This window comes from Paraburkholderia silviterrae (assembly GCF_004353915.1).
Classification (GTDB): Bacteria; Pseudomonadota; Gammaproteobacteria; order Burkholderiales; family Burkholderiaceae; genus Paraburkholderia; species Paraburkholderia silviterrae.
The window spans coordinates 184234-204827 of sequence record NZ_SMRP01000006.1; the positions used below are offsets into that span (position 1 = coordinate 184234).

At 63.6% G+C, this 20594-nt stretch carries 29 protein-coding genes and 1 tRNA gene; 21 read left to right on the top strand and 9 right to left on the bottom strand.

What is annotated here, in order from left to right; genetic code table 11:
• The first annotated feature begins 30 nt into the window (after nucleotides 1–30).
• The 14 genes from EYW47_RS15095 (at nucleotide 31) to EYW47_RS15160 (ending at nucleotide 8378) form a co-directional block, all read left to right on the top strand.
• Nucleotides 31–381 (top strand): hypothetical protein, encoded by a 351-nt coding sequence (locus tag EYW47_RS15095; protein ID WP_133195626.1) that lies wholly within the window; start codon nucleotides 31–33, stop codon nucleotides 379–381.
• A gap of 150 nt (nucleotides 382–531) precedes the next feature.
• Complete coding sequence (locus EYW47_RS15100) at nucleotides 532–966, top strand: hypothetical protein (RefSeq protein WP_133195627.1); 435 nt, start codon at nucleotides 532–534, stop codon at nucleotides 964–966.
• A 49-nt stretch (nucleotides 967–1015) separates the two neighbouring features.
• Nucleotides 1016–2800, top strand: a complete 1785-nt coding sequence (locus tag EYW47_RS15105; protein WP_165976572.1) for a ParB/RepB/Spo0J family partition protein — start codon at nucleotides 1016–1018, stop codon at nucleotides 2798–2800.
• Nucleotides 2797–2985, top strand: coding sequence for a hypothetical protein (locus EYW47_RS15110; protein WP_133195629.1), 189 nt, complete (start codon nucleotides 2797–2799; stop codon nucleotides 2983–2985). Before EYW47_RS15105 ends, EYW47_RS15110 begins: the two co-directional genes overlap by 4 nt.
• Before the next feature lie 50 nt (nucleotides 2986–3035).
• The gene (locus tag EYW47_RS15115) at nucleotides 3036–3467 is read left to right on the top strand and encodes a hypothetical protein (protein ID WP_133195630.1); all 432 of its coding nucleotides are present in this window, start codon (nucleotides 3036–3038) and stop codon (nucleotides 3465–3467) included.
• Nucleotides 3468–3532: 65 nt separating this feature from the next.
• Nucleotides 3533–4069: a hypothetical protein gene (locus EYW47_RS15120; protein ID WP_133195631.1), complete on the top strand. Its 537-nt coding sequence runs from the start codon at nucleotides 3533–3535 to the stop codon at nucleotides 4067–4069.
• A gap of 2 nt (nucleotides 4070–4071) precedes the next feature.
• The gene (locus tag EYW47_RS15125; protein WP_133195632.1) at nucleotides 4072–4266 is read left to right on the top strand and encodes a hypothetical protein; all 195 of its coding nucleotides are present in this window, start codon (nucleotides 4072–4074) and stop codon (nucleotides 4264–4266) included.
• Between the two features lie 17 nt (nucleotides 4267–4283).
• Nucleotides 4284–4718, top strand: coding sequence for a hypothetical protein (locus EYW47_RS15130; RefSeq protein ID WP_133195633.1), 435 nt, complete (start codon nucleotides 4284–4286; stop codon nucleotides 4716–4718).
• Nucleotides 4715–4978, top strand: a complete 264-nt coding sequence (locus EYW47_RS15135; RefSeq protein WP_133195634.1) for a hypothetical protein — start codon at nucleotides 4715–4717, stop codon at nucleotides 4976–4978. Before EYW47_RS15130 ends, EYW47_RS15135 begins: the two co-directional genes overlap by 4 nt.
• Nucleotides 4975–6012, top strand: a complete 1038-nt coding sequence (locus EYW47_RS15140) for a phage Gp37/Gp68 family protein (RefSeq protein WP_133195635.1) — start codon at nucleotides 4975–4977, stop codon at nucleotides 6010–6012. The genes EYW47_RS15135 and EYW47_RS15140 overlap by 4 nt, the downstream gene beginning before the upstream one ends.
• A gap of 1 nt (nucleotide 6013) precedes the next feature.
• Nucleotides 6014–6271, top strand: coding sequence for a hypothetical protein (locus EYW47_RS15145; protein WP_133195636.1), 258 nt, complete (start codon nucleotides 6014–6016; stop codon nucleotides 6269–6271).
• Between the two features lie 16 nt (nucleotides 6272–6287).
• Complete coding sequence (locus EYW47_RS15150; RefSeq protein WP_133195637.1) at nucleotides 6288–7730, top strand: hypothetical protein; 1443 nt, start codon at nucleotides 6288–6290, stop codon at nucleotides 7728–7730.
• On the top strand, nucleotides 7727–8080 hold the full coding sequence (locus tag EYW47_RS15155) for a DUF4031 domain-containing protein (protein WP_133195638.1): 354 nt from the start codon (nucleotides 7727–7729) through the stop codon (nucleotides 8078–8080). The genes EYW47_RS15150 and EYW47_RS15155 overlap by 4 nt, the downstream gene beginning before the upstream one ends.
• Nucleotides 8070–8378, top strand: coding sequence for a hypothetical protein (locus tag EYW47_RS15160; RefSeq protein WP_133195639.1), 309 nt, complete (start codon nucleotides 8070–8072; stop codon nucleotides 8376–8378). Before EYW47_RS15155 ends, EYW47_RS15160 begins: the two co-directional genes overlap by 11 nt.
• Before the next feature lie 5 nt (nucleotides 8379–8383).
• Here EYW47_RS15160 and EYW47_RS15165 read toward each other — a convergent pair whose 3' ends face one another.
• A complete protein-coding gene (locus EYW47_RS15165; protein WP_133195640.1) occupies nucleotides 8384–8668 on the bottom strand; it encodes a hypothetical protein in 285 nt (94 codons plus the stop codon).
• A gap of 32 nt (nucleotides 8669–8700) precedes the next feature.
• Between EYW47_RS15165 and EYW47_RS15170 the strand changes: the two genes are divergently transcribed.
• The 3 genes from EYW47_RS15170 to EYW47_RS15180 all read left to right on the top strand — a co-directional run bounded on the left by EYW47_RS15170 (nucleotide 8701) and on the right by EYW47_RS15180 (nucleotide 11217).
• Entirely contained in the window at nucleotides 8701–9171 is a 471-nt protein-coding gene (locus EYW47_RS15170; RefSeq protein ID WP_133195641.1) for an ASCH domain-containing protein, read from the top strand.
• The gene (locus tag EYW47_RS15175) at nucleotides 9168–9782 is read left to right on the top strand and encodes a J domain-containing protein (protein ID WP_133195642.1); all 615 of its coding nucleotides are present in this window, start codon (nucleotides 9168–9170) and stop codon (nucleotides 9780–9782) included. Before EYW47_RS15170 ends, EYW47_RS15175 begins: the two co-directional genes overlap by 4 nt.
• Before the next feature lie 202 nt (nucleotides 9783–9984).
• Nucleotides 9985–11217 carry a site-specific integrase gene (locus tag EYW47_RS15180; protein ID WP_133195643.1) on the top strand — a complete coding sequence of 411 codons (1233 nt, stop codon included), beginning with the start codon at nucleotides 9985–9987 and terminating at the stop codon, nucleotides 11215–11217.
• Nucleotides 11218–11265: 48 nt separating this feature from the next.
• Here EYW47_RS15180 and EYW47_RS15185 read toward each other — a convergent pair.
• The 4 genes from EYW47_RS15185 to EYW47_RS15200 all read right to left on the bottom strand — a co-directional run bounded on the left by EYW47_RS15185 (nucleotide 11266) and on the right by EYW47_RS15200 (nucleotide 13407).
• A tRNA-Leu gene (locus EYW47_RS15185) sits at nucleotides 11266–11350 on the bottom strand.
• A gap of 178 nt (nucleotides 11351–11528) precedes the next feature.
• Nucleotides 11529–12362 (bottom strand): alpha/beta fold hydrolase, encoded by an 834-nt coding sequence (locus EYW47_RS15190; protein ID WP_133195644.1) that lies wholly within the window; start codon nucleotides 12360–12362, stop codon nucleotides 11529–11531.
• 21 nt (nucleotides 12363–12383) lie between these two features.
• Nucleotides 12384–12683, bottom strand: a complete 300-nt coding sequence (locus EYW47_RS15195; RefSeq protein ID WP_133195645.1) for an AzlD family protein — start codon at nucleotides 12681–12683, stop codon at nucleotides 12384–12386.
• Complete coding sequence (locus EYW47_RS15200) at nucleotides 12676–13407, bottom strand: AzlC family ABC transporter permease (protein WP_133195646.1); 732 nt, start codon at nucleotides 13405–13407, stop codon at nucleotides 12676–12678. The genes EYW47_RS15195 and EYW47_RS15200 overlap by 8 nt, the downstream gene beginning before the upstream one ends.
• 122 nt (nucleotides 13408–13529) lie before the next feature.
• Between EYW47_RS15200 and EYW47_RS15205 the strand changes: the two genes are divergently transcribed.
• Together EYW47_RS15205 and EYW47_RS15210 are read left to right on the top strand one after the other, a co-directional pair.
• A complete protein-coding gene (locus tag EYW47_RS15205; protein WP_133195647.1) occupies nucleotides 13530–14000 on the top strand; it encodes an Lrp/AsnC family transcriptional regulator in 471 nt (156 codons plus the stop codon).
• A 201-nt stretch (nucleotides 14001–14201) separates the two neighbouring features.
• Nucleotides 14202–14912, top strand: coding sequence for a GGDEF domain-containing protein (locus tag EYW47_RS15210; protein WP_133195648.1), 711 nt, complete (start codon nucleotides 14202–14204; stop codon nucleotides 14910–14912).
• 68 nt (nucleotides 14913–14980) lie between these two features.
• Here the strand turns inward: EYW47_RS15210 and EYW47_RS15215 are convergent, their stop codons facing one another.
• The 3 genes from EYW47_RS15215 to EYW47_RS15225 are packed head-to-tail and all read right to left on the bottom strand — an operon-like array spanning nucleotide 14981 to nucleotide 17038.
• Nucleotides 14981–15466, bottom strand: coding sequence for an SDR family oxidoreductase (locus EYW47_RS15215; protein WP_276322947.1), 486 nt, complete (start codon nucleotides 15464–15466; stop codon nucleotides 14981–14983).
• Nucleotides 15429–16286, bottom strand: a complete 858-nt coding sequence (locus tag EYW47_RS15220; RefSeq protein WP_133195649.1) for an alpha/beta fold hydrolase — start codon at nucleotides 16284–16286, stop codon at nucleotides 15429–15431. Before EYW47_RS15220 ends, EYW47_RS15215 begins: the two co-directional genes overlap by 38 nt.
• A gap of 56 nt (nucleotides 16287–16342) precedes the next feature.
• Entirely contained in the window at nucleotides 16343–17038 is a 696-nt protein-coding gene (locus EYW47_RS15225; protein WP_133195650.1) for an alpha/beta fold hydrolase, read from the bottom strand.
• A 185-nt stretch (nucleotides 17039–17223) separates the two neighbouring features.
• Here EYW47_RS15225 and EYW47_RS15230 point away from each other — a divergent pair, with 185 nt between their 5' ends.
• Nucleotides 17224–17871, top strand: coding sequence for a CGNR zinc finger domain-containing protein (locus EYW47_RS15230; RefSeq protein ID WP_133195803.1), 648 nt, complete (start codon nucleotides 17224–17226; stop codon nucleotides 17869–17871).
• Nucleotides 17872–17882: 11 nt separating this feature from the next.
• Here the strand turns inward: EYW47_RS15230 and EYW47_RS15235 are convergent, their stop codons facing one another.
• Entirely contained in the window at nucleotides 17883–18428 is a 546-nt protein-coding gene (locus tag EYW47_RS15235; RefSeq protein WP_133195651.1) for a DUF4232 domain-containing protein, read from the bottom strand.
• Nucleotides 18429–18601: 173 nt separating this feature from the next.
• Between EYW47_RS15235 and EYW47_RS15240 the strand changes: the two genes are divergently transcribed.
• On the top strand, nucleotides 18602–20479 hold the full coding sequence (locus EYW47_RS15240; protein ID WP_133195652.1) for a methyl-accepting chemotaxis protein: 1878 nt from the start codon (nucleotides 18602–18604) through the stop codon (nucleotides 20477–20479).
• The last annotated feature ends 115 nt before the right edge of the window (nucleotides 20480–20594 follow it).

The window sequence follows — 20594 nt, forward strand, 5'->3', positions numbered from 1 at the left end:
TCAAAGCGCCCCATTTTTTAAGGATTCGAGATGGACGAGCAGAAATTCGAGCAGTGGGCCTTAGTTGAATTGTTCGGACACCAACGCATTGCGGGCCGAGTTTCCGAGCTCACGATCGGCGGCCAATCGCTCGTGCGCGTCGACGTTCCGGAATGCGAGGCGACCGAGGACGAGCCCAAGCTGCAGGCATTCACGAAGGCATTCGGAAACGGCGCGATCTACGCGATCACATTCCTCGACGAAGCCGCGGCACGCATGTACGTCCGCCAGCTGCGCATCCAGCCGATCAGCACATGGGATCTGAAGCGTGCGCTCCAGTCCCTGCCGGCGGGCAGCGCGTCGCGCCAGCTGGAGTTCGCGGATGAAGACCCGCGGTACTAAAAGGCCAGAACCGCGCCCCACCCTCTTCCAGCTCTTCGCTGACGTCGACAGCGGAAACATGGATTTCAGGGACGCATATCGAATCGCACGCGCGCAGCTGCGCGCCGCCAAGCGCCGGCGCACGACGCACCACACGAAAAGGCCGAAACCATGAAAACGATCTTCATCTTTAACGATTCCCGGCCCACCGATCGCAGGCCGTGCATTGCCGCACTAGGCGAAGACGCTTGCCTTTTCGCACGCGTCGAATTCGACGGCCGCACGCGAGAGCACATCGATTACGCCTTCGGCTGCGCACATTCGCTTCCCGCGGCTCTCGAAGCGAGCGTCGCCGACCCGCTCAACGCCACACGCACCCGCATGTTCGCGGCATATGACCGGATCTATGGCAGCGGCAACTGGATGCCTCTGTGGCTCGACGCGCCAGCGAAGAACGATGCGTGGCTGAAGGCGATCTCGATCTTCCATAGGCACCCCTCGAAGCCGTGCCTCTCCGACGTGAATTTCAGCGACGCGGCGCTCGCGAAGATCCTCGACGCGATCGCCGGCGCGCCGGTCGCGCCCATCGCACGCATGGTGCATTGAACGCTGCTGAATGCGCTTGAACGCACCCAATAGACAAGGAGATTTTCCCGTGCAGAACGAACAGGCATCCATCGAGTTCAAGCGTCTCGGCGATATCCGTCCGTCGCCCACGAATCCGCGCAAGCGCTTTCCCGAGACCGAGCAGGCGGAGCTCGTCGAGAGCGTGCGCAAGCACGGCGTTCTGCAGCCGCTCCTCGTGCGCCCCTGGCCAGATGACGATACCTTTCTTTTCGAGATCGTCGCCGGCGAGCGCCGGTTCCGCGCGGCCAATACTGCAGGCCTGTCCGAGGTACCGGTGCTCGTGCGCAATCTGACCGACGACGAGGTCCTCCACATCCAGATCGTCGAGAACCTCCAGCGCAAGGATCTCCATCCGCTCGAGGAAGCCGATGGCTATAAAGTGCTCTCCGATCGCGGACACACGCTCGAGCAGATTGCGGCTGAGGTCAGCCAGACGAAAACCTACGTCGCGCAGCGACTGAAGCTGTGCGGGCTAAATAGCGCGACGCGCAAGCTGTTTTACGACGAAAAGCTCAATGCGAAGACCGCCCTAATGATCGCGCGCTTGCCGACGAATCTGCAGGATAAAGCAGCGAAGGAGCTCACGGCGGCGTACATCAATGGAGAGCCGCGATCGGTCAAGGCTGCATCCGAGCATATTGAGCGCACTTACATGCTGCGTCTCGACCAGGCGCCGTTCAAGACCGCCGACGCTGCCCTTGTCCCGGCCGCCGGCGCCTGCGGGCCGTGCCCGAAGCGCACAGGCAACCAGCCCGAGCTCTTCGACGACGTGCGCAGCAAGGATGTCTGCACGGACCCAGCTTGCTATGGAAAGAAGCGCGACGCAGCTGCAGTGCAGAAGCGCGCTGAGGCCGAAGCTGCCGGGCGCACGGTGATCACGGGCAAGGAAGCCAAGGCAGCATTGCCCAACCAATATAGCCAGCTGCAGGGCGGCCTCGTGCGGCTTGATGACACGTGTTACGACGATCCGAAGCACCGATCGTATCGGCAGGTGCTCGGCGCCAAGGGCGTCAAAAGTGCCGCGCTACTCGAGAGCCCACACGACGGCAAGCTGATCGACGTCATGCCGAAGGCAGATCTGAAGAAGGCGCTCGCCGACAAGGGCATTCAGGTGCGCAGCACCGGCACGTCGAATCCTTCGCAGTCCACAGAGCTCGCGAAAAAGAAGGCGGCCGATGCGTACCGCGGGGAGCTCTTCACGCAGGTACGCGACAAGCATGAAGGCACCGGCCTGAGTGACTTCGATCTGAAGATCGTCGCTGTGACGTTCTATCGGCGCCTCTGGAACGAGAACCAGAAGCGCATTTGCAAGCTGTACGGCTGGGGCAACAAGGCGATCACCGAGGCGGAATTCGCGAAGAAGGTCGATGCGATCGAGGGCGCGTCGCGCGAGGACCCCGAAGGCCTCGGGCGCCTGGTGGTGGATATCGCGTTGATCGACGAGTCGGTCGCGGCCACCTACTCGACCGGCAAGCCCGAGCTGCTTGAGGCGACTGCGCGCGATCGCGGCATCGACCTAGGCGCTGTGCGCAAGCAGGTTGAGACCGACATGCGCCCTAAGCCGAAAGAAAAGCCGGTGCCGGCGAAGAAAGCGCCCGCGCCTTCGCCAAAGCCGACTGCGAAAGCCGCGAACGTCAAGCGCGTAGCCGCCAAGAAGGCACCGGCGAAGAAGGCGCCCGCGAAAAAAGCAGCGCCGAAGCCTTCCTCGAAGGCGAGTTCGGGCGCCGCGTCCACGCAGCCGGACAACGCCAAACCCTCCCTGAAGCGCGATCCGAAAGAGCCGTGGCCGTTCCCGAACACGAGCCGGCCATGAACGAATACCTCATCGCGCTGGCGCGCGCCGCGGGCCTGACGATAAAGCTCGACGGCGTGATCGGCAACCAGCAATACATGAGCGTCACGGGGACGCTCGACGCCCTGCGACGCTTCGGCGACGCATACAGCGCTCGTCTGCAGGTCGAGCGCGTCGAGGCGCAGAGCACGGAAAGCAAGATTTGAAGGACCGGGCGCGGCCGGACCACCGCGCAAACCAACCTACGGAGATCTACATGAAGAACATCACCATCGCAATCGCTGCAGCTCTCGCACTCGCCGCCGCGCCCGCCGCATTCGCCGGCAACGGCAATAGCAACTCGTTCTCGGTGAGCGGCGGCTTCGGCTCGTCGGTCAGCACGTCTGGCGGCTCGCAGGCCGAGGCCGGCCAGAACGGCAACGGCTATTCGTCGCAATGGAGCAATTCGAGCGGCGGCGGCTATGCCATCGGCGGCACGGCGCTCGGCGCGGGCGTTGGCGGCTTCGGGGTTGGCGCATTCGGCGCCGGCGTGTCTGGCTCGCTCGGCTATACGGGCAGCACGTCGAGCGCGAATGCCGGCGGCTATACGAATGGCAGCGGCTATGGCGACAGCAAGTCGGGGGTGGGCACTGACGTCTCGTCGTACGGCTATTCGAACGTCTACGGCAGCTACTCCTACAGCTACTGATGAGGAGGGCCTTCGGTACGGCTAATACCGAAGGCCCCATACAACCACCGTTGGGGGTGACAACAATGAAACAGCTTCTCATCGTCGCGGCATCGATTCTACTCCTGGGAAATGCCGCCAGTGCGATCGCGCAGACATCGACGTCCGCGAGCGCAACGCAGAACTCTGCGGCCACGTCGACAGCGCAAGGGACGATCCAGTTCAGTCAGGAACCCGAGCATACGACCCAGACCGTGCGCAACGTCTCGGCGCCCGTGCTCGGCGCATACGCCGCGAGCTTCTCGCAGATGAACTGTGGCCAGACGGTCCAGTTCGGCGGCGCGATCGCCGGCGTGTCAGTCGTCGGGGGTGCCTCGCACAGCCTGCTGGACTGCAAGCTCGAGGTGGCTGCAGCCGAGACCGTACGGCAGGCAACCGTTACTGAAGATGCGACCACAAAGGCCAACCTACAAAAGGCCGCGATTCTCATCCGCTGTCAGGTTAGCGCAGAAGTCTATGACGCCTACCGTGCCGCGGGCTTCGACTGCTCTCTCAAGCCGGCCGAACTTCAATCGCGCACCGACACGCAGCCGCCGTCGACTCGCATCGCATCTGGAAATTGAGCATGAACGCGCGCACTCGCTTCCGCGAGGCATTCCTTCAGGACTCGCGACGCTACCTGTTCGCGAAGGAGCCCACTACCGAGCAGCTGCACGCGTTCGTTCAGTCATTCGCTGACATGGTTTCCAGCGACCGCGGCGAGCCCGTGACGGTCCTGATCGGCAAGGTTCCGATCAGCCGCGCGAGCGGCTCTCTCTAACTTTCAAGGACGGGTTCATGAACACGCGAAGCGAAGGTAACCACGCCACCATAAGCGGTGACCTCGGTACGCATTTGACGGCGTCGCCGACCGACGTCATCGCCACGATCGCTGGTGTCACGATCTTCGGGGCGTCCGACGCTGTCGCCGCGGCTCGCGCCGCGCTCGAGGCCGGTCCCCTTCCCGCCTATCCCGACGAGCTCACGCCCGAGCTGCGCGAGGTGCTCGGCTGGATGTGCTTCGAATGCGCACCGATCGCTCATGCAATGCGTGCGGCAGGCATCGACATCAAACCGAAGGCCGAAGACGAACAGGCGCATGTGCTGCATTGGCTCGTCAAGCTCGTGCTACGCCACGGCGCCAGCTGGCGAAAGGCTGGAACTGAGGACCTCGACGCGTGGCGCGCGCGCCTGCGCGAGCTCGCCAACAAGTCCGAGGGAGTATCGACATGATCACTTCCGAGCGCAGGTCGTTCCATATGTGCCTCGACGTGCGCGGCGCACTGATGAACTGGCACAAGAAGGATTTCCGCAACATGTTCAAGCACGACGACGGCCGCACGATGACACCGGACGAAGCGAGGGCCGAGCTGCTCGAGCAGCTGTCGACGGGCCACAACTTCATCCCGTTCGGCAAGTGCGACAACTTCGACCACAAAGAGCACGGCTGCATGGGTCATTCCGTCGAAAAGACCGAGGGCGGCGCTTCATGAGCGCGAACAGCAAAATCGAATGGACCGACCACACGTTCAACCCATGGGAGGGCTGCACGAAGGTCGGTCCCGGCTGCGATCACTGCTACGCGGAGGCGCGCAATGCACGCTTCGCGGGCGGAAAGCCGGTCAACTGGGGCCCGGGAGCACCCCGGCGGCGCACCTCGGCTGCGAACTGGCGCAAGCCGCTCCAGTGGAATCGCGAGGCTGGCGTCTTCTACGCGAAGCACCGTCGGCGCCAGCGCGTGTTCTGCGCGTCGCTCGCGGACGTGTTCGATAACGAGGTCGACCCGGCATGGCGGCGTGATCTGTTCGACGTGATCGAGCTCACACCGAATCTCGTCTGGATGCTGCTCACTAAGCGCATCGGCAACGCATTTCGCGAGATCTCTCGCGCGCGCACGCACGACTGGCTGATGGGCCGCGACAACGTCTGGCTCGGCGCGACTGTCGCGAACCAGGCAGAAGCGGAGCGCGATATTCCGAAGCTGCTGCAAGTGCCCGCACGCGTCCGTTTCCTGAGCATGGAGCCCCTGCTCGGGCCGGTGCACCTCGACCGACTTGTGGTGGGCGACAAACGTGAGCTCGATGTGCTTCGTGGCGAGATCGGCTCAACCGCCCAACACTTCGCGGCCAGGCCCTCGAAGACAGGTGATCGAGTCGATTGGGTGATCTGCGGCGGTGAGAGTGGACCGGACGCACGGCCGATGCATCCGACATGGCCGCGCTCGCTCCGCGACCAGTGCCGAGCTGCAGGTGTTCCGTTTTTCTACAAGCAATGGGGAGAGTGGACGGACGAGGATTGGGGCGAGCGGGCAGGTCTGCGAGATACGGCAGGCGTATTGCCGTCCGGTGAATTCCTACTCGCCACAGAAGGCTATGTGCCGCCGTTCGACGACGGCAAGCGGCTCGCCGCAGCCGGCAACGTTCGGCTCGACGGCCGGATGCTGATGGACCGAGTCGGCAAGAAGAACGCCGGGCGCCTATTAGACGGTCGCACACATGATGATTTTCCGACCTCTGGGAGGCCATGAAATGGTGACGAGATCGAAGAGCCCACGAAGCCGCGATATCGCATGCATCCGCATCGGCTTTGAACATTACCTGCTGGACGCCGATAAGGCGATGCAGGTCCTCAAGCTCATGCGCGAATCGGTCTCGTGTCATCGCGACTACAACGGTCGGCGCATGCGCTATGTCGCCGGCGCAGCGCCAGAGCTTGAGCTGTCCATGATTCAAGCATCCGAAGTTGTCATGCCGGGCGCCCAGTTGGCGCTCGAGGACATGCGTTAGTCGAATCGAGGAAACGATGGATACGAAACCGTTCACTTACCAGCACCAGCCTGACAATGTTGGCGCGTGGCGCATGGGCGAAGCTTGTCGAAAGGCTGCCGATGCGCCCGCAGGCGATTATATTGATCGCGGACTCGTTCTTCTGAACGAACTGCAAGCCAAGGGATACGGCATTGTGGCGCTCGCCGCTCTCCCTACCGATGCAGCGCAAGCGCGGACTGGGCGATTGCCCTGGCAGTCGGTCATTGACGCCATTTACGCCGTTGATACTGAGTCGTCTCGACGAGGGGAAATGTTTCCTCAGACGGGCGACGAGCAGCGTGACGACCGTCATGCAGTGAAGCGCGTTTGCGAAATGATCCGCTGGTACGCGACAAAAAGCGCCGCAGGAATCGAATCGTTCATAGGTTGGCCCACTATCGCCGCTCCCGTCGCCCCTGCTGCGACCATCCAGCGCCACTCGTGGACCGTGTCCGGTATGAAGCGCGATCCGGAAGGGTCGTGGGTGCTTGCTTCTGATGCCGGTGCCGGAGTCCCTGCTGCGGCAGCGCCGATGACAACGGAGCAGCGCAAGGCCCTCGCCGACGCCGAGCGCGTGCTTGGCGAGAACTGGGAACACGAGACGGCCGATCGCTTGCACGATGCATTCGCTGCTTCGACCGCTGCGGCACCGATACCCGCAGAGCAGCAGGCGGACTGGCGCGGGGATTTCGAACGGCAAGCTCGTGTCGGTGGCTTCGATTTGTCCCGAGAAGAGTTGGGCGGCAACTATAGCAACGATCGCTCGTCGAGCGCTTGGCTTTGGTACTACTCGGGACGCCTCGATGGCGAATGCGGCGCCGCCCCTACACATACCGTCGCCGCAGATGCAGCGCAGGCCGACGAGCGCGCGGCGTTCGACGCAGTCAAGCCTCTCGTCGATGAATGGATTCGCTCGCGCGGCACCTGCATGGATGGCGGTGCGTATGCGGCCGCCCTCCAACTCGCGGCTCATGTGAAGGCCCGCGTCACCGCACCTCAAGCCGGGGCGACGCTGACGGATGAGCAGATTCTGCGCTTGTGGCGATTCGATCACGAACTGCCGCGTGATGCTGCGATCTTGGCATTCGCCCACACTCTCCTCGCTTCCCAGTTATCCACAGAAACAGTGGATAAGCCTGTGCAAAGCATGAGCGGCGCCGCGTGCGATGTGCTCGCCGAGCGTGCGCGGCAAGTGAACGAGGAAGGCTGGACGCCCGAGCACGACGATCAGCACGAAGACTTCGATATGGCGCTCGCGGCCATCGTCTATGCCGAGAGCGCAGTGGGTTACCACACGAGCTGTCCCGATACCTGGCCGTGGTCTCCGGCATGGTTCAAGCCCACGGCGCCGCGCCGCGACTTCGTGAAGGCCGGTGCATTGATCCTCGCGGAGATCGAGCGCCTCGACCGAGCCGCGCAAGAGGAGCCAAAGACATGACCGTCTATGTCGACGACATGCGCGCGAGCTACGGCCGCATGGTGATGTGCCACATGATCGCTGACACCGAAGACGAGCTCCACGCTATGGGCGAAGCGATCGGCGTTGCACGGCGCTGGCACCAGAAGCCCGGCACGCCGCGCAGTCACTATGACATCGCGTTGAGCAAACGCGCTCGCGCCGTCCTACTCGGCGCCCTCGAAATCACGTGGCGCCAGACTGGCGCCATGACGGCGCGCCGCGGCGTGGTCGGTGATCTCGGGTCACCCGACGAAGCGATCGCGTGGCAGCGAGCGTTCGTAGCCGAACGCCGCGCGACCGCCAGCGTTGGAGGCCACGATGCAGATTGATCTCTTCGGCGATTTCGAGCCCGCGGCGGCGCCGGCGACCGTCGACGAGCGTACGCAGGTAATCGAGCGGCACGCTGCCGCCGTCGAAGCACTTCCCGAAAAGCTGCGCCCGACCTGCGTGGTGGCCTCGCCGGTTCCCGTGACGAAGCCAGAGCTCGACGCCTGGACACGCACCACCCAGCGCGTCTACCTGCTCTATCTCGTCGGCGCGACCCACTCCATGACCTATCGCGACTCGAGCATCGCGAACGTGCGCTACGTGCTTCTGAAACTCAACGGCCTAGGAGGAGAATGGTGAGCCACTCACATATTAATCAAGTGCTGCAGTTGCTCTTCAGTCTCGCCTCCATCGACGATGCGGTAGCAGCAGAACCGCTCGCGGTCGATGGGCGAAAGCCCCTCTTGATCCGCAAAAGGTTTCCACAAGCGATCGTCGACGGATTGTGCGTTTCCGCGCGCGCGCGCGAATTGCGCAAGCTCGTCGCTAACGCCGTACGTCAAAACCTCCCGATCGGCATTCAACGAGTACGACTGATGCTCGCTGAGCAGGACAACGTAATGCGGGACATCTCTACGATCGACTGGCATTGTCGCCTCCCGTTAGATCGAGGAATCCTAGCATGAAGGCGATCTCCATCCGCCAGCCTTGGGCGTGGCTAATCGTTCGACCCGATTTAATAGGCGTCGCGCGCGCGGCCGCGATCGAGGCCCGCGATCTGAAGGATATCGAGAACCGGACCTGGCCGACGAGGCTGCGCGGGCGCTTTCTGATCCATGCGAGCAAGGGCATGACGCGCGCGGAGTACGACGACGTCGAGGCCTTCCTCGACTATTTCGCAATCGACATCGCGCTGCCTGGGCACGGAAAGCTGGACCGCGGCGGCATCATCGGCGCCGCGACCATCACCGATTGCATTCCGTCTGCGAGACGGACCTCCAGATGGCACATGGACGGCCAATGGGGCTTCCAGCTCGAAGATGTGAAGCCGGTGCCCTTCGTCGAATGCAAGGGCGCGCTGCTGTTCTTCGACGTCCCCGAAGACGTCGCGACGAAGCTGCGCCAGATGCATGAGCTCGGAGCCATCGCATGACGATCGCATACCCGCTTCAATGGCCAGCTGACCGCAAACGTACCGGCCACTTCTCGCGAGAGCATGCCAAATTCGATGTGACGCTCGCGCGGGCGCGCGACAACGTCGTCGCTGAGATCACGCTTTTGTGCGGCGGCCGATACGCCCGCGACCCGAACATCGTCATCAGCTCGAACCTCGCGCTGCGTCGCGATGGGCTGCCTCTTGCGAACCAGCGGCAGCCCGACGATCCGGGTGTCGCCGTCTACTTCACCTACAAGGGCAAGCAGATGTCGTTCGCCTGCGACCGGTGGCTGAAGATCGAGCACAACATGCAGGCGATCGCGAAGACGATCGAGGCGTTGCGCGGCGTCGCGCGCTGGGGGACCGGCGACATGCTCGAGGCGGCGTTCACCGGCTTCATGGCGATCGCAGCTCCAAACGCTTCACGCACATGGCGAGAAATACTCGGCGTGCATCCGCAAGAGCGAGATATCGAGCTCGTGAAGCAGGTATATCGGCGCCTCGCGTCTGCAGCGCATCCAGACAAGGGCGGCACACATGAGGCGATGAGCGAACTGAACGCTGCGCTAGCTGCGGCCGAAAAGGAGCTGGGCGCTATCGCGCGATGACCTTGAACTAGAGCGCACAGCCGGGCCGAAAAGGAAAAGCAATGGTTCGCTTCGTAACGATCAAGAAGTTCTGTGAGCTGACCGGCATGACGCCGGCAGCCGTCTACACAAAAAAATGCAAGGGCATTTGGCCTGAAGGCACCGTGTGGCGCTACGCACCGAACTCAACAACAATTCTCATAGACCTCGAGGCTTACGAAAGATGGGTAGAAAAGGGACTGGAGTCAAACCAATCTCGGACTCCAGCTATGAAATCACCTTCCCCTACAAGGGAATCAGGTGCCGCGAGCGGGTCAAAGCGAAGCCCAGTGCTGCCAACACTCGTGCGTTGATCAAGTTCCGGCAACGGATCTTGTTTGCGATCGAGGACGGCAGCTTTGACTATGCGCAGAGCTTCCCGAACTCGAAAAACATCGAGCAATTCGCAAAGGCAGGCGGTGACGTGCTAACGGTCGCGACATACCTCGAGAACTGGCTGGAGGTGAAGCAGACGCAGATTGCGGCCAGCACCGCACGCGATTATCGCGGAATCATCTTTGGCCTCTTCATTCCAGAGTTCGGGGGGGTGCCTCTGCACGAACTCACTCGCGCCGAATTGAAATTGTGGCTGGCGAAAATCGACGAAGGCCGCGAGAAGAAGATCACGAACAAGCGGCTTTCGAATATTCAAAGCTGCGTGCGCTCGGCGTTCGAGGATGCGGTCGAAGATGAAATACTCGAGGCGAATCCGCTCGCCGGTTTCACATTCGCACGCAACGAGCCCCCCCGCGACATCGACCACGCCGATCCGCTCGACGCAGACGAGCAAGCGGCTGTGATCACAGCTGCGCGCGATCCGCAAATCGCCAACCTTTGGCAGTTCATGTTCTGGACAGGTATGCGAACGAGCGAGGTCATCGCGCTCGATTGGGGTGATGTCGACTGGCAGCGCGAGACTATACGCGTGCGCAAAGCGATTACGCGGGCCGCCAAAGGCGTCGTAGAGGACACGAAGACGGTTGCGGGACGCCGCGATGTGAAGCTGCTCGCACCGGCCATGGCCGCGCTGCTCGCCCAAAAGGCGCACACGTTTCTCGAAGGCAACGCGATTTTCCATAGCCCTGGGTGGCGCGGCCGCGGTGCTGGCCGTTGGAAAGACGACCATCAGATCTGGGATGCGTGGAAATCGACGCTCAAGAAAGCGAAGGTGCGCTACCGCAATCCGTACCAGACGAGACACACGTACGCGTCGATGATGCTATCGGCGGGCGAGCGGGAGATATGGGTTGCGAAGCAGATGGGACACTCGGACACGACATCGATCAGGCGTAACTACGGTCGCTGGATTCCGAGCTCGGACCCGAATGCTGGAGGGAAGGCCGTGGCTTTGTTTGCCTCAGAAAATGCTGGCAAAAAAGCTGGCAAATCGACTCGTAAACTGGCAAAAAACAGCTAGATTTTTGCCATCGTCGATTGTGAGGGGCTTTGATTTTAAAGCCTTTTTTGGTGCTCAGAGCGGGACTCGAACCCGCATGCCTTTCGGCGCTACCCCCTCAAGATAGTGCGTCTACCAATTTCGCCACCTGAGCAAGAGGAACGGGATTGTAGCGACTCGTTGCGGATTTTTGAAGACCTTCATCGAAAAAAATTTCAGCCTCGTGAAGGACCTTCGCGCCGACTGATCCGGCACCTCGATCTCGCCGGCGCATCGGGCACGCATGCACGTCCGCAATTACACACACGCAAACAAACGCCCCGCACGCGTCCTCAGCCATCGACCCCGCGCAGAAATTCCGCCACCATCTCCGCCACCTGCGCTTCCTGCTCGCGGTGCGGAACGTGGCGCACGCCTTCCATGATCGCCGCGCGCGCCGGGCCGCTCACGCGCGCCGCGATCGTCTCGGGATGCACGCGCGTGCCGTACTCATCCAGGCTGCCGTGGATCGCAAGCGTGGCGCACTGCACGCGCGGCAGCACTGCATCGAGCGACCAGTCGGCGAACTCGGGCGAGAGCCACGTCTCGATCCACGCGTCGAGCACCCATTGCGTCTTCTCGCCGTGGTAGCGGGCGAGGCGCGCGAACTGCGCGGGATCGCGAAACTGCTCGCGCGCCACACGTATGCCCGCCAGCGTGCGGTCTTCCGCGAAGGTCTGCGCCGCCTCGGTCACGAGCGCCACGCAACGCTGCGCGTGCTGCGCGGCACACTCGATCGCCATGCCGCCGCCCACGCTATGACCGAACGCGACGAAGCGGTCGATCCCCATCTGCTCGCACAGCGCCGGAAAAAAACGCTGCGCCTCGTCCCGCACGAACCCGGGGCCCACATGGTCCGTGCGCGCGTCAGAAGCGCCAAAGCCGGCGCGGTCATAGGCAATCACGCGCCGTTTGGTTGCGCGCGCAAGCGTCTGCGCAAATGTGCCCCACAGCGTGACACAGCCCAGCGAGTCGTGCAGCAGCACGATCGGCGCACGGCGCGCGAGCGCCTCATGAGCCGCATCTCGCGGCGCATCCGGCTCCCAGCTGCGTGCAAACAGCCGGCCCGTTGCGGTCTCGATCCAATGGTCCTGCGGGTCCTGGGTTGTGGCTTGCGTCTCGCTCATGCTCGTTCAGTTGTCGATGGTTTATCCGATCAGGTGCCGCAGGATGCCCGCTGACGCAACGCCGACGATCACCGTCGGCAGCAGCGAGAACCGCGTCGCAGCAAACAGTGTAATCGCAAGCGCCAGCAGGTCCGCGGGATGGCGCGACACGAAAGCCGGCGCGATCACCGAGATCAGCACGCAGCCCGGCACGTTTTCCATCACCGCGCGCATGCGCGGACTCAGCGTCCGATCGCGCAGCGCCACGTAGCCGAGAATGCGCGTGAGGTAGGTCGTGGCGGCCATCAGCACGATGATCGCCACTGTGCTGGAGTCAAGCATCGCGCGGCTCCATCAGCACGGCGGCCGCCAGCCCGGCGCAGGCGCCCGCCGCCACGTACCAGGCGCCCGGCACGAACAGGTAAGTCACGGCCGCTACCGCGAGGCTCACGAGCCACGGCAGGCTCGCGCGCGCGCCCTTCCACATGCCTTTGAGCAGCACCAGGAAAACGGCCGTGAACGCCATGTCGAAGCCGTACTGCTGCACGTCGCCCAGCACGGGCCCAAGCACCGCGCCCAGCGCCGTAAACGAGACCCACGTGAGCCACAGATTGATCGCGACGCCCAGGTAATACGCCATGCTGATGCGATCGGCGCCGCGCGCCTTCGCGTCGGCCATCGCCATCGCCCAGCTTTCGTCGCACATCAGAAAGAGCGACGCCAGCGCGCGCCGCAACGGCACGTGCCGGAGGTACGGCGCAAACGCCGCGCCCATCAGGATATGGCGGGCATTCACGAGAAACGACATCGCCACGATCAGCGCGATATGCGGCGGCGATGTCCACAGGCGGATCGCCGCGAATTCCGATCCGCCGCCGAAGTTCATGCCCGTCATCATCGGCACTTCGAGCGTGGTCATGCCCTTTTGGGTGGCCTGTGCGCCCAGCACCAGCGCAAACGGGACGAAGCCCATCATGACGGGCAGCGCCGCGCGCATGCCGCGCGCGACTTCCGACGATTCATACGATTGCCGCGCTCCGGCGGCCTGTCCAGGGATACTGCTCATTGACTTTCCGACTCCTGCAAAGGACGGATATTTTCTGCCGAACGCGTTCGAATCGGGTTGCGTTGTCGCCATTTGGGAAAGAGAATTTGGCATTCAATGCCAACGATTCGCCAGATATCGACATGGAACACCAGGTTAAGCTCGACGCCATCGATCGGCGCATCCTCAACGCCCTGCAACGCGACGGGCGGTTGCAGAACGTCGACCTCGCGCAGCAAGTCGGTCTTTCGCCCTCGCCGTGCCTGCGGCGCGTGCGTCTGCTCGAGGAAGCGGGCGTGATCGAGAAGTACGTAGCCGTGCTCAATCCGGCCAAAGTGGGCAAGGCGCTGACCGTGTTCGCGCGCGTCTGGCTCAAGGGCCAGGACGCCCAGACGGTGGACCGCTTCGCCGAGGCCGTGCGTCAATTCCCCGACGTGGTCGAGTGCCATCTGATGGCCGGCGACTGCGATTTCCTGCTGCGCATCGTGGCCGCCGATCTCGACGAATACCGGCGCTTCCAGATGGAATACCTCACGCGCATTCCCGGCGTGCAGAGCGTGAAAACCGATATTCCGATGCAGAAAATCAAGCTCACTTCCGAGATCCCGATGTGAGCCTCGGTGTCGGGCGGGTCTCAGGTGGGTCTTAGGTGGGTCCCCGGTAATCGTCAACGCAAAATTAACAATGTCTGACAGTAGCCAACGAATTACCGACACATAATGAGATAAAAGACGGACCGTCCGCCACTGCCCCGCTGTCACAACAGGGCCGGCCGGATGGCCGAAACAGGCTTCATAGCCACATGCTGAGACCACATGCCCAACAACAACAACGCCCTGCCAAGGCGCGCGAGTTTCGTTGCGCGCGCAAGATCGCATTCCCCGCCGATGGGCGGCCGCAAGGCTCGCGCCATCCGCGTGCCGTCGCGCCCGCTCGCCCGCAGCGAGCGGCTGCGCCTGATCCGGCGCATTCGTGAGCTGGAGGCCGAGAATTCGGCGCTCGCGCAACTGACGATTACCGATTCGCTGACGGGCGCGTATAACCGCCGCCATCTCGAAGCGGTGCTGGCGAGCGACGCGCGGCTGCGCGAGCGCACGCATAGCGCCGCGCTGTGCGTCTTCGACATCGACAACTTCAAGACCTTCAACGACACCTACGGCCATAGCGCCGGCGACCAGCTGCTGCGCGCCGTGGCGAGAGCGGTCATGCGATGCCTGCGCGCCGGAGACGACTACCTCTTCCGGCTGGGCGGCGACGAATTCTGCGTGCTGCTGTTCGTGAACGCCGCGTCCGAGGCGCTGCGCATCGTCAGGCGCATGCAGCGCGCAGTGAAGGCGCTGCTGCTGCCGCAACCCGAGATGGCACGCCGCGCGCTCACGATCAGTCTCGGCGTGGCATGGCGCGGCAACGATGCGCGCAGTCCCGAAGCGCAGGCGAGCCCGTGGGACATGTATCTGCGCGCGGACACGATGCTCTATGACGCGAAGCGTGCGGGACGGGACCGGATCGAGTTCGCGGCGGTGTAGGACGCGCGTGCCGGGCGGGCGCGAGCTGCCTTTGCGACGGGAGTCATCGCATTCGGCCTGCCTTCGATTTAGATCGACTTGACCTCGCCGCCGTCCATCCTGAGCGTCGTGCCGGTCATCCAGTGCGCCGCGGGGGAAACCACGAAGGCCATGAGCCCGGCGATTTCCTCCGGCGTGCCATAGCGCGCGATGCCTGCCTCGGTCGGAAACCGCGCCGTCGCCTCCTCCACACTCAGGTTGTGCAGCGGCGCCCAATGCTCCAGATACGACTGGCGGCGCCCCGTCATCACCGGCCCGGGCAGCACGCTGTTGACCTGCACGCCGTCGGCAATGCCGCGATCCGAGAACGCCTTGGCAAGCGCCACGATGGCCGCATTGATGGTGCCAACCGCCGCATACGGCGCCTTCGGGAACAGTGCGGAGTTGCCCGACATCAGCACCACCGAGCCCCCACTCGACTTCAACGACGGCCACGCCGCTATCGTCAGGCGCCGCGCGCCGTTGCGCCGCCCGGCGTTATCGGCGAATGAGAAAGTCCGCGATGGCTTCGGCAATTTCCGCCGCGTGGGTCTCCAGCGCGAAATGGCCTGTATCGAAGAAGCGCACCACGGCGTGCGGCATATCGCGCTGGAACGCTTGCGCGCCCGCGGGCAGAAAGAACGGATCGTTCTTGCCCCACACCGCGAGAAATGGCGGCCGGTGCGTGCGGAAGTATTGCTGGAACGCCGGATACAGCGCGACGTTGCTCCGATAGTCTCGAAACAGATCGAGCTGGATCTCGCTCGCGCCAGGTCGTTCGAGATAGTGAGCGTCGAGCGTGTACCCATCCGGCGATATGGACTCCGTATCGATCACGCCATGCGTGTATTGCCATACCGTGGTCTCGTACGTGAGCATCGCGCGCAGCGCATCGCGATTCGCGGGCGACCCATCTTGCCAGTACGCGCGAATCGGATTCCAGCCGTCGCTCAGCCCTTCTTCATAGGCGTTGCCGTTCTGCGAAATGATCGCGGCGATCCGCTCGGGATGCTTGAGCGCGAGTCGAAAGCCGGTGGGCGCGCCGTAATCGAAGACGTAGACGGCAAAGCGGTCGAAGCCGATCACTTCCGTGAAGCGGTCGATGACCGCGGCTATGTTCTCGAAGCTGTAGACGAAGCGCTCGCGCTCCGGCATATCCGACTGCCCGAACCCCGGCAGGTCCGGCGCGACGATATGAAATTGCCCGGCCAGCCTGGGAATCAGATCGCGAAACATATGGCTCGCGCTCGGAAAGCCGTGCAGCAGCAACAGCTTCGGCGCACCTGCACGGCCGGCTTCACGGTAGAAGACGCGAAAGCCGTCCACGTCGGCGTGGTGATAAGCGATGGTGCTCATGAGGTTCCTCCATGGAAAACATGCGGTCATGCGAATGATTGCGGCTGGCGTCCGTCTCAGTGCGCGGAAACAGACGCTAGCGCCTGCAAAATCACTTCGGTCACAAGGTCGGGCGCCGTCACGCCCGGCGTATGGTCGGCATCCGACTCGACGATGTGCGCGTTCATCCGTCGCGCCATGAAGCGCTGCGTCGCCGGATCGATCATCCGGTCCTGCCCGGCGACTAGGAACCACGCCGGCGCGTCCTTCCAGTGCGGCCGCCCCACCGCCTCGCCGATGCACGCCGCCGCAATCGGCCGCTGGATCGCCGCGAGCACCGCCGCCTCGTGCGGCGAGGCGTGCTGTGCGAACGCACTCGCGAATGCCTCGTGCGGGAGCCATATCCAGCCGTGCGGGTCCGGCGCGAGCTTCGGCGCCTGCGGGTGGGCGTCTCCACGATGGAACACGTCGGCCACCGTTTCACCCTCGTCGGGTGCGAGCGCGGCCACGTAGACCAGCGCCGCGACACGCTCGCCCCGCGCCGCGCCGATCACGGCACCCGCGTACGCGTGCCCAACCAGCACGACCGGACCGCCGACGCGCTCGATCGCGCGCTCTAGCGCGGCCACGTCGTCTTTCAGGGACGTGAGGGGAAGCGGCGCCGCCACCGCCGCGATGCCACGCGCATTCAACCGGTCGATGACCTTGCTCCAGCTCGATCCGTCCGCCCATGCACCGTGGACCAGCACCACACCCGCATTACCAGAAGACATGTCTTGCTCCTTCGACTTAGGGCCTGTTCACGCCAACAGGCACCGCCATTGGCGATGACCATCGGCGCGGGAATTAGTAACCTTTAAATTTACGTTTTAGAGGTTACAAACGTGACGCGTAACTTGTCAAGCCGTTTTTTAGCGGTTACGATTCTTTCATGATCCACGCAGATTCATCACATGAAATGGACTATCGACCGCTCCCCGCGATCTTCGTGGCCGACGCGCCGGGCCTCGACTTCCTGAATTCAGTCGCCACGCCGGTGGATGAGCCGCTCGACTGGATCGGCGATGGGGAGGGCTTGCTCGACTGGCTGGAGCAGGCGCAAATGGTGCCGCGCGAGACACTGGCGGCTTTGCGTGCGCAGTTCGCTCAGACCGACTTCGACGCCGTTGCCACGCAAGCGAGGGCGCTGCGTGAGTGGTTCAGGGCATTCGTGCACGAGCGCAAAGGCCGGCCATTGAGCGCTGCCGATTTGCGCACGCTCGAACCCCTGAACCGCTTGCTCGAACGCGACGAGCAACACGGCGAGCTCGTGGCCAACGCCCCTGGCAGCGCATCCTCATTCGCACTGCGCGCGAGGCGCCGACACAGAACACCGGAGTCCTTATTGATGCCGATCGCCGAGGCGCTGGCGAAGCTGGTGTGCGAAGAGGATTTCACGCATGTGAAAGCCTGCGAGGGCCCGCGCTGCACACTGCTGTTCGCGGACCACACGCGCGGCCATGCGCGGCGCTGGTGCAGCATGGCCATCTGCGGCAATCGGGCGAAGGTGGCCGCGCACCGCAAGCGGCTCAAAGACGCGCAAGCCCAGGACGGCCACGCGCGATAGCCGGGCGGGACTCAATCCGGCCGAGTCGTCTGGAACGGCTGAAACGGCACCACCTGATAAAGCGGCCCCTCGGCGCGCGAGCCGCATAGATGACCGCGAAAACGCGTGGTCAGCGCGCCCTCTCCAATGCCGATCCTGATAAAAGCCGGGTCGATGCATTGCGTGTCGTCGAAGACTTCGCCCGTCACCCAGCGCAGGCTCGCGCGCACGCGCGCCTGCGCGGGAATCTCGATGGGCAGCAGCACCGGCCCAGGGTTCATGCCGCGTATCGGCTGCAAGGACGCGCGCAGCGCCTCATCGTGCGCGTCGAGGAAGGTCACGTCCGGGCGCGCGGGCACCCGGCACGCGGTGGCGCCGAGATTGCGCAACACCACATAGGTGCCGCCATGGGACATGCCGTTGAAATCTCCGCTGCCGTCGTCGAGGCTCAATTGGAGCTGGCCAGGCGCGCACGGCGCTATATCGGCGGACGCGCTAGTCGTGCATGCGCCAACCATCGCGAGCAGCAATGTGCCGATGCACGCGGTCGAAATACGCTTCCTGTCGCTGGCGCTCATGGCTTTCCTCGCTTATTCATCGGACAATTACGGACTATAGCGCGTGCGGTCCACGCCGCGCGCGACCACTGCGCTGCCCTTATACCGCCCATACGCGCCACCGGATCAAGTTCTCGCCAAAGCGACCGATAACGTTTAACAGACCCATGGTTTAACGTTGTCGAGAACCCTTCATGTCCATCTGGTGCAAGCTTTCCATTCAGAACAAGCTGGTTCTGAGCATGACGACCTGCCTGCTGATCTTCATCGGCATTTCGAGCGGGCTGAGCATCTGGCTGATCGGCGACACGGTGCGCGAGCGCGTCGTGCAGGACGAACTGCCTACCGCCGTGAAGGGCATTCGCGCCGACATCGAGCGCCAGCTCGCGGGGCCGATCACCGCGGCGCGGGCCATGGCGACCGATCCCTTTCTCCAGCAATGGGAAGCCGACGGCGAGCCCGACGCCGGCACCGCCACGTGGATGCGCCTCGCGCAGAACGTGAAGGCGGAGCAGAAGGCCGTCAGCGTGCAATGGGCGTCCACGAAGAGCGGCAACTATTTCACCGAAGCCGGCCTGCAGCGCAAGCTCGGCGACCACGATCAGTGGCTCCAGGCCTTTCTCGCCACCGGCAAGCCCTATGAGGTGAGCATGGACCGCGACGTGAGCCTCGGCACCTACACCATGTTCATCAATGCGCGCGTGGACGGCGTGAACGGCCAGCCAGGCCCGACCGGCGTGGCGGCGATGGCGCTCTCCGTGGACGCGCTGGCCGCGGGCGTCGCGAGCTACAAGATCGGCGAGACGGGCTTTGCGTATCTCGTGCATCCGGATGGCGCAATCATGATCCACCGCGACACCGCGATGGTCGACGGCAAGCACTTCCTCAAGGACCTGCCCGGCATGCCCGCTGGCGCCGCGTCCACGCTGCTGGCCGGCCCGCGCTACACCTTCATGACCTACACCGCGCCGGGCGGGCCGCGATTCATCGCCACCTCGTTCGTTCCGCAATTGAATGCGTACGTCGTGGTCGAGGTGCCGCAAGCAGAAATGCTCGGGCCGTTCGAGCGCGCGATCCGGATGGCGACCATCATTGCCGCCGTCGTGGGGCTCGCCGGGGCACTCGCGGTGATCCTGCTGGTGGGCCGCGCCATTGCTGCGCCGGTGCGCCGCGCGGCCACGCTGCTTGCGGAGATCGCAAGCGGCCAGGGCGACCTCACGCGCCAGATGAAAGTCGAGAGCACGGACGAAATTGGGCAGCTCGCCGACGCGTTCAACCGCTTCGTTGCGTCGATGAACACCCTCGTGCGCCGCGTGCGGGCCTCTTCAATGTCGATCGCCATCGGCTCCACACAGATCGCGACGGGCAATGCCGACCTCAGCCAGCGCACCGAAGATCAGGCCAGCAATCTCGAGCGCACCGCCGCGTCGATGGAGGAGATCACCGCCGCCGTGAAGAACAATTCGGACACCGCGCACACTGCCGCGCAGATGGCCAGCAGCGCGTCCCGCGCCGCCGCGCAAGGCGGCGAGGTGGTTGGCCAGGTGGTGAGCACGATGGAACAGATCAGCGATGCGTCGCGCAAGATCTCCGAAATCATCGTGGTTATCGATAGTATCGCGTTCCAGACCAATATTCTCGCGCTCAACGCGGCGGTGGAGGCTGCGCGTGCTGGCGAGCAGGGGCGCGGTTTCGCGGTGGTGGCTTCTGAGGTGCGCAATCTTGCGCAGCGCAGTGCGCAGGCCGCCAGAGAGATCAAGTCGTTGATCGAGCATAGCGCCGGGACGGTGGATGCCGGTTCGCGGCTCGTTGCCGATGCGGGCAAGGTGATGGACGACGTGGTCGCGCAGGTGCAGAGCGTGAGCACCATGATGAGCGAGATTACTTCGGCTAGTCTCGAGCAAAGTGCGGGTATCGGTCAGATTGGCGATGCGGTGCAGATGCTCGATCAGGTGACGCAGCAGAACGCGGCACTGGTGGAGGAAAGTGCCGCGGCGGCTGAGAGCTTGAAGCAGCAGGCGGCGGAGCTCGATCAGTTGGTGGCGGTGTTCAAAGTTGGGGGAGATGCTTAGCGCGTGCTATTGATTTGGTTTGTTGTGGGTTGTGGGTTCTGTTTGGGGTTTTGGCGCTTTGGCCTTTCCTTGTTTTCATGTAGGTATATTTGTGTTGCCCCTGTGCGGGGCGGCA

Coding starts and splice junctions, on each gene's coding strand:
- EYW47_RS15135 (WP_133195634.1), top strand. CDS start 4,715: ATGATCACTTCCGAGCGCAGGTCGTTCCATATGTGCCTCGACGTGCGC.
- EYW47_RS15165 (WP_133195640.1), bottom strand. CDS start 8,668: ATGCCAGTCGATCGTAGAGATGTCCCGCATTACGTTGTCCTGCTCAGC.
- EYW47_RS15235 (WP_133195651.1), bottom strand. CDS start 18,428: ATGAGCGCCAGCGACAGGAAGCGTATTTCGACCGCGTGCATCGGCACA.
- EYW47_RS15110 (WP_133195629.1), top strand. CDS start 2,797: ATGAACGAATACCTCATCGCGCTGGCGCGCGCCGCGGGCCTGACGATA.
- EYW47_RS15220 (WP_133195649.1), bottom strand. CDS start 16,286: ATGAGCACCATCGCTTATCACCACGCCGACGTGGACGGCTTTCGCGTC.
- EYW47_RS15155 (WP_133195638.1), top strand. CDS start 7,727: ATGACCGTCTATGTCGACGACATGCGCGCGAGCTACGGCCGCATGGTG.
- EYW47_RS15230 (WP_133195803.1), top strand. CDS start 17,224: ATGGACTATCGACCGCTCCCCGCGATCTTCGTGGCCGACGCGCCGGGC.
- EYW47_RS15225 (WP_133195650.1), bottom strand. CDS start 17,038: ATGTCTTCTGGTAATGCGGGTGTGGTGCTGGTCCACGGTGCATGGGCG.
- EYW47_RS15195 (WP_133195645.1), bottom strand. CDS start 12,683: ATGCTTGACTCCAGCACAGTGGCGATCATCGTGCTGATGGCCGCCACG.
- EYW47_RS15200 (WP_133195646.1), bottom strand. CDS start 13,407: ATGAGCAGTATCCCTGGACAGGCCGCCGGAGCGCGGCAATCGTATGAA.
- EYW47_RS15115 (WP_133195630.1), top strand. CDS start 3,036: ATGAAGAACATCACCATCGCAATCGCTGCAGCTCTCGCACTCGCCGCC.
- EYW47_RS15190 (WP_133195644.1), bottom strand. CDS start 12,362: ATGAGCGAGACGCAAGCCACAACCCAGGACCCGCAGGACCATTGGATC.
- EYW47_RS15175 (WP_133195642.1), top strand. CDS start 9,168: ATGACGATCGCATACCCGCTTCAATGGCCAGCTGACCGCAAACGTACC.
- EYW47_RS15100 (WP_133195627.1), top strand. CDS start 532: ATGAAAACGATCTTCATCTTTAACGATTCCCGGCCCACCGATCGCAGG.
- EYW47_RS15095 (WP_133195626.1), top strand. CDS start 31: ATGGACGAGCAGAAATTCGAGCAGTGGGCCTTAGTTGAATTGTTCGGA.
- EYW47_RS15240 (WP_133195652.1), top strand. CDS start 18,602: ATGTCCATCTGGTGCAAGCTTTCCATTCAGAACAAGCTGGTTCTGAGC.
- EYW47_RS15150 (WP_133195637.1), top strand. CDS start 6,288: ATGGATACGAAACCGTTCACTTACCAGCACCAGCCTGACAATGTTGGC.
- EYW47_RS15160 (WP_133195639.1), top strand. CDS start 8,070: ATGCAGATTGATCTCTTCGGCGATTTCGAGCCCGCGGCGGCGCCGGCG.
- EYW47_RS15145 (WP_133195636.1), top strand. CDS start 6,014: ATGGTGACGAGATCGAAGAGCCCACGAAGCCGCGATATCGCATGCATC.
- EYW47_RS15125 (WP_133195632.1), top strand. CDS start 4,072: ATGAACGCGCGCACTCGCTTCCGCGAGGCATTCCTTCAGGACTCGCGA.
- EYW47_RS15210 (WP_133195648.1), top strand. CDS start 14,202: ATGCCCAACAACAACAACGCCCTGCCAAGGCGCGCGAGTTTCGTTGCG.
- EYW47_RS15140 (WP_133195635.1), top strand. CDS start 4,975: ATGAGCGCGAACAGCAAAATCGAATGGACCGACCACACGTTCAACCCA.
- EYW47_RS15170 (WP_133195641.1), top strand. CDS start 8,701: ATGAAGGCGATCTCCATCCGCCAGCCTTGGGCGTGGCTAATCGTTCGA.
- EYW47_RS15180 (WP_133195643.1), top strand. CDS start 9,985: ATGGGTAGAAAAGGGACTGGAGTCAAACCAATCTCGGACTCCAGCTAT.
- EYW47_RS15120 (WP_133195631.1), top strand. CDS start 3,533: ATGAAACAGCTTCTCATCGTCGCGGCATCGATTCTACTCCTGGGAAAT.
- EYW47_RS15130 (WP_133195633.1), top strand. CDS start 4,284: ATGAACACGCGAAGCGAAGGTAACCACGCCACCATAAGCGGTGACCTC.
- EYW47_RS15205 (WP_133195647.1), top strand. CDS start 13,530: ATGGAACACCAGGTTAAGCTCGACGCCATCGATCGGCGCATCCTCAAC.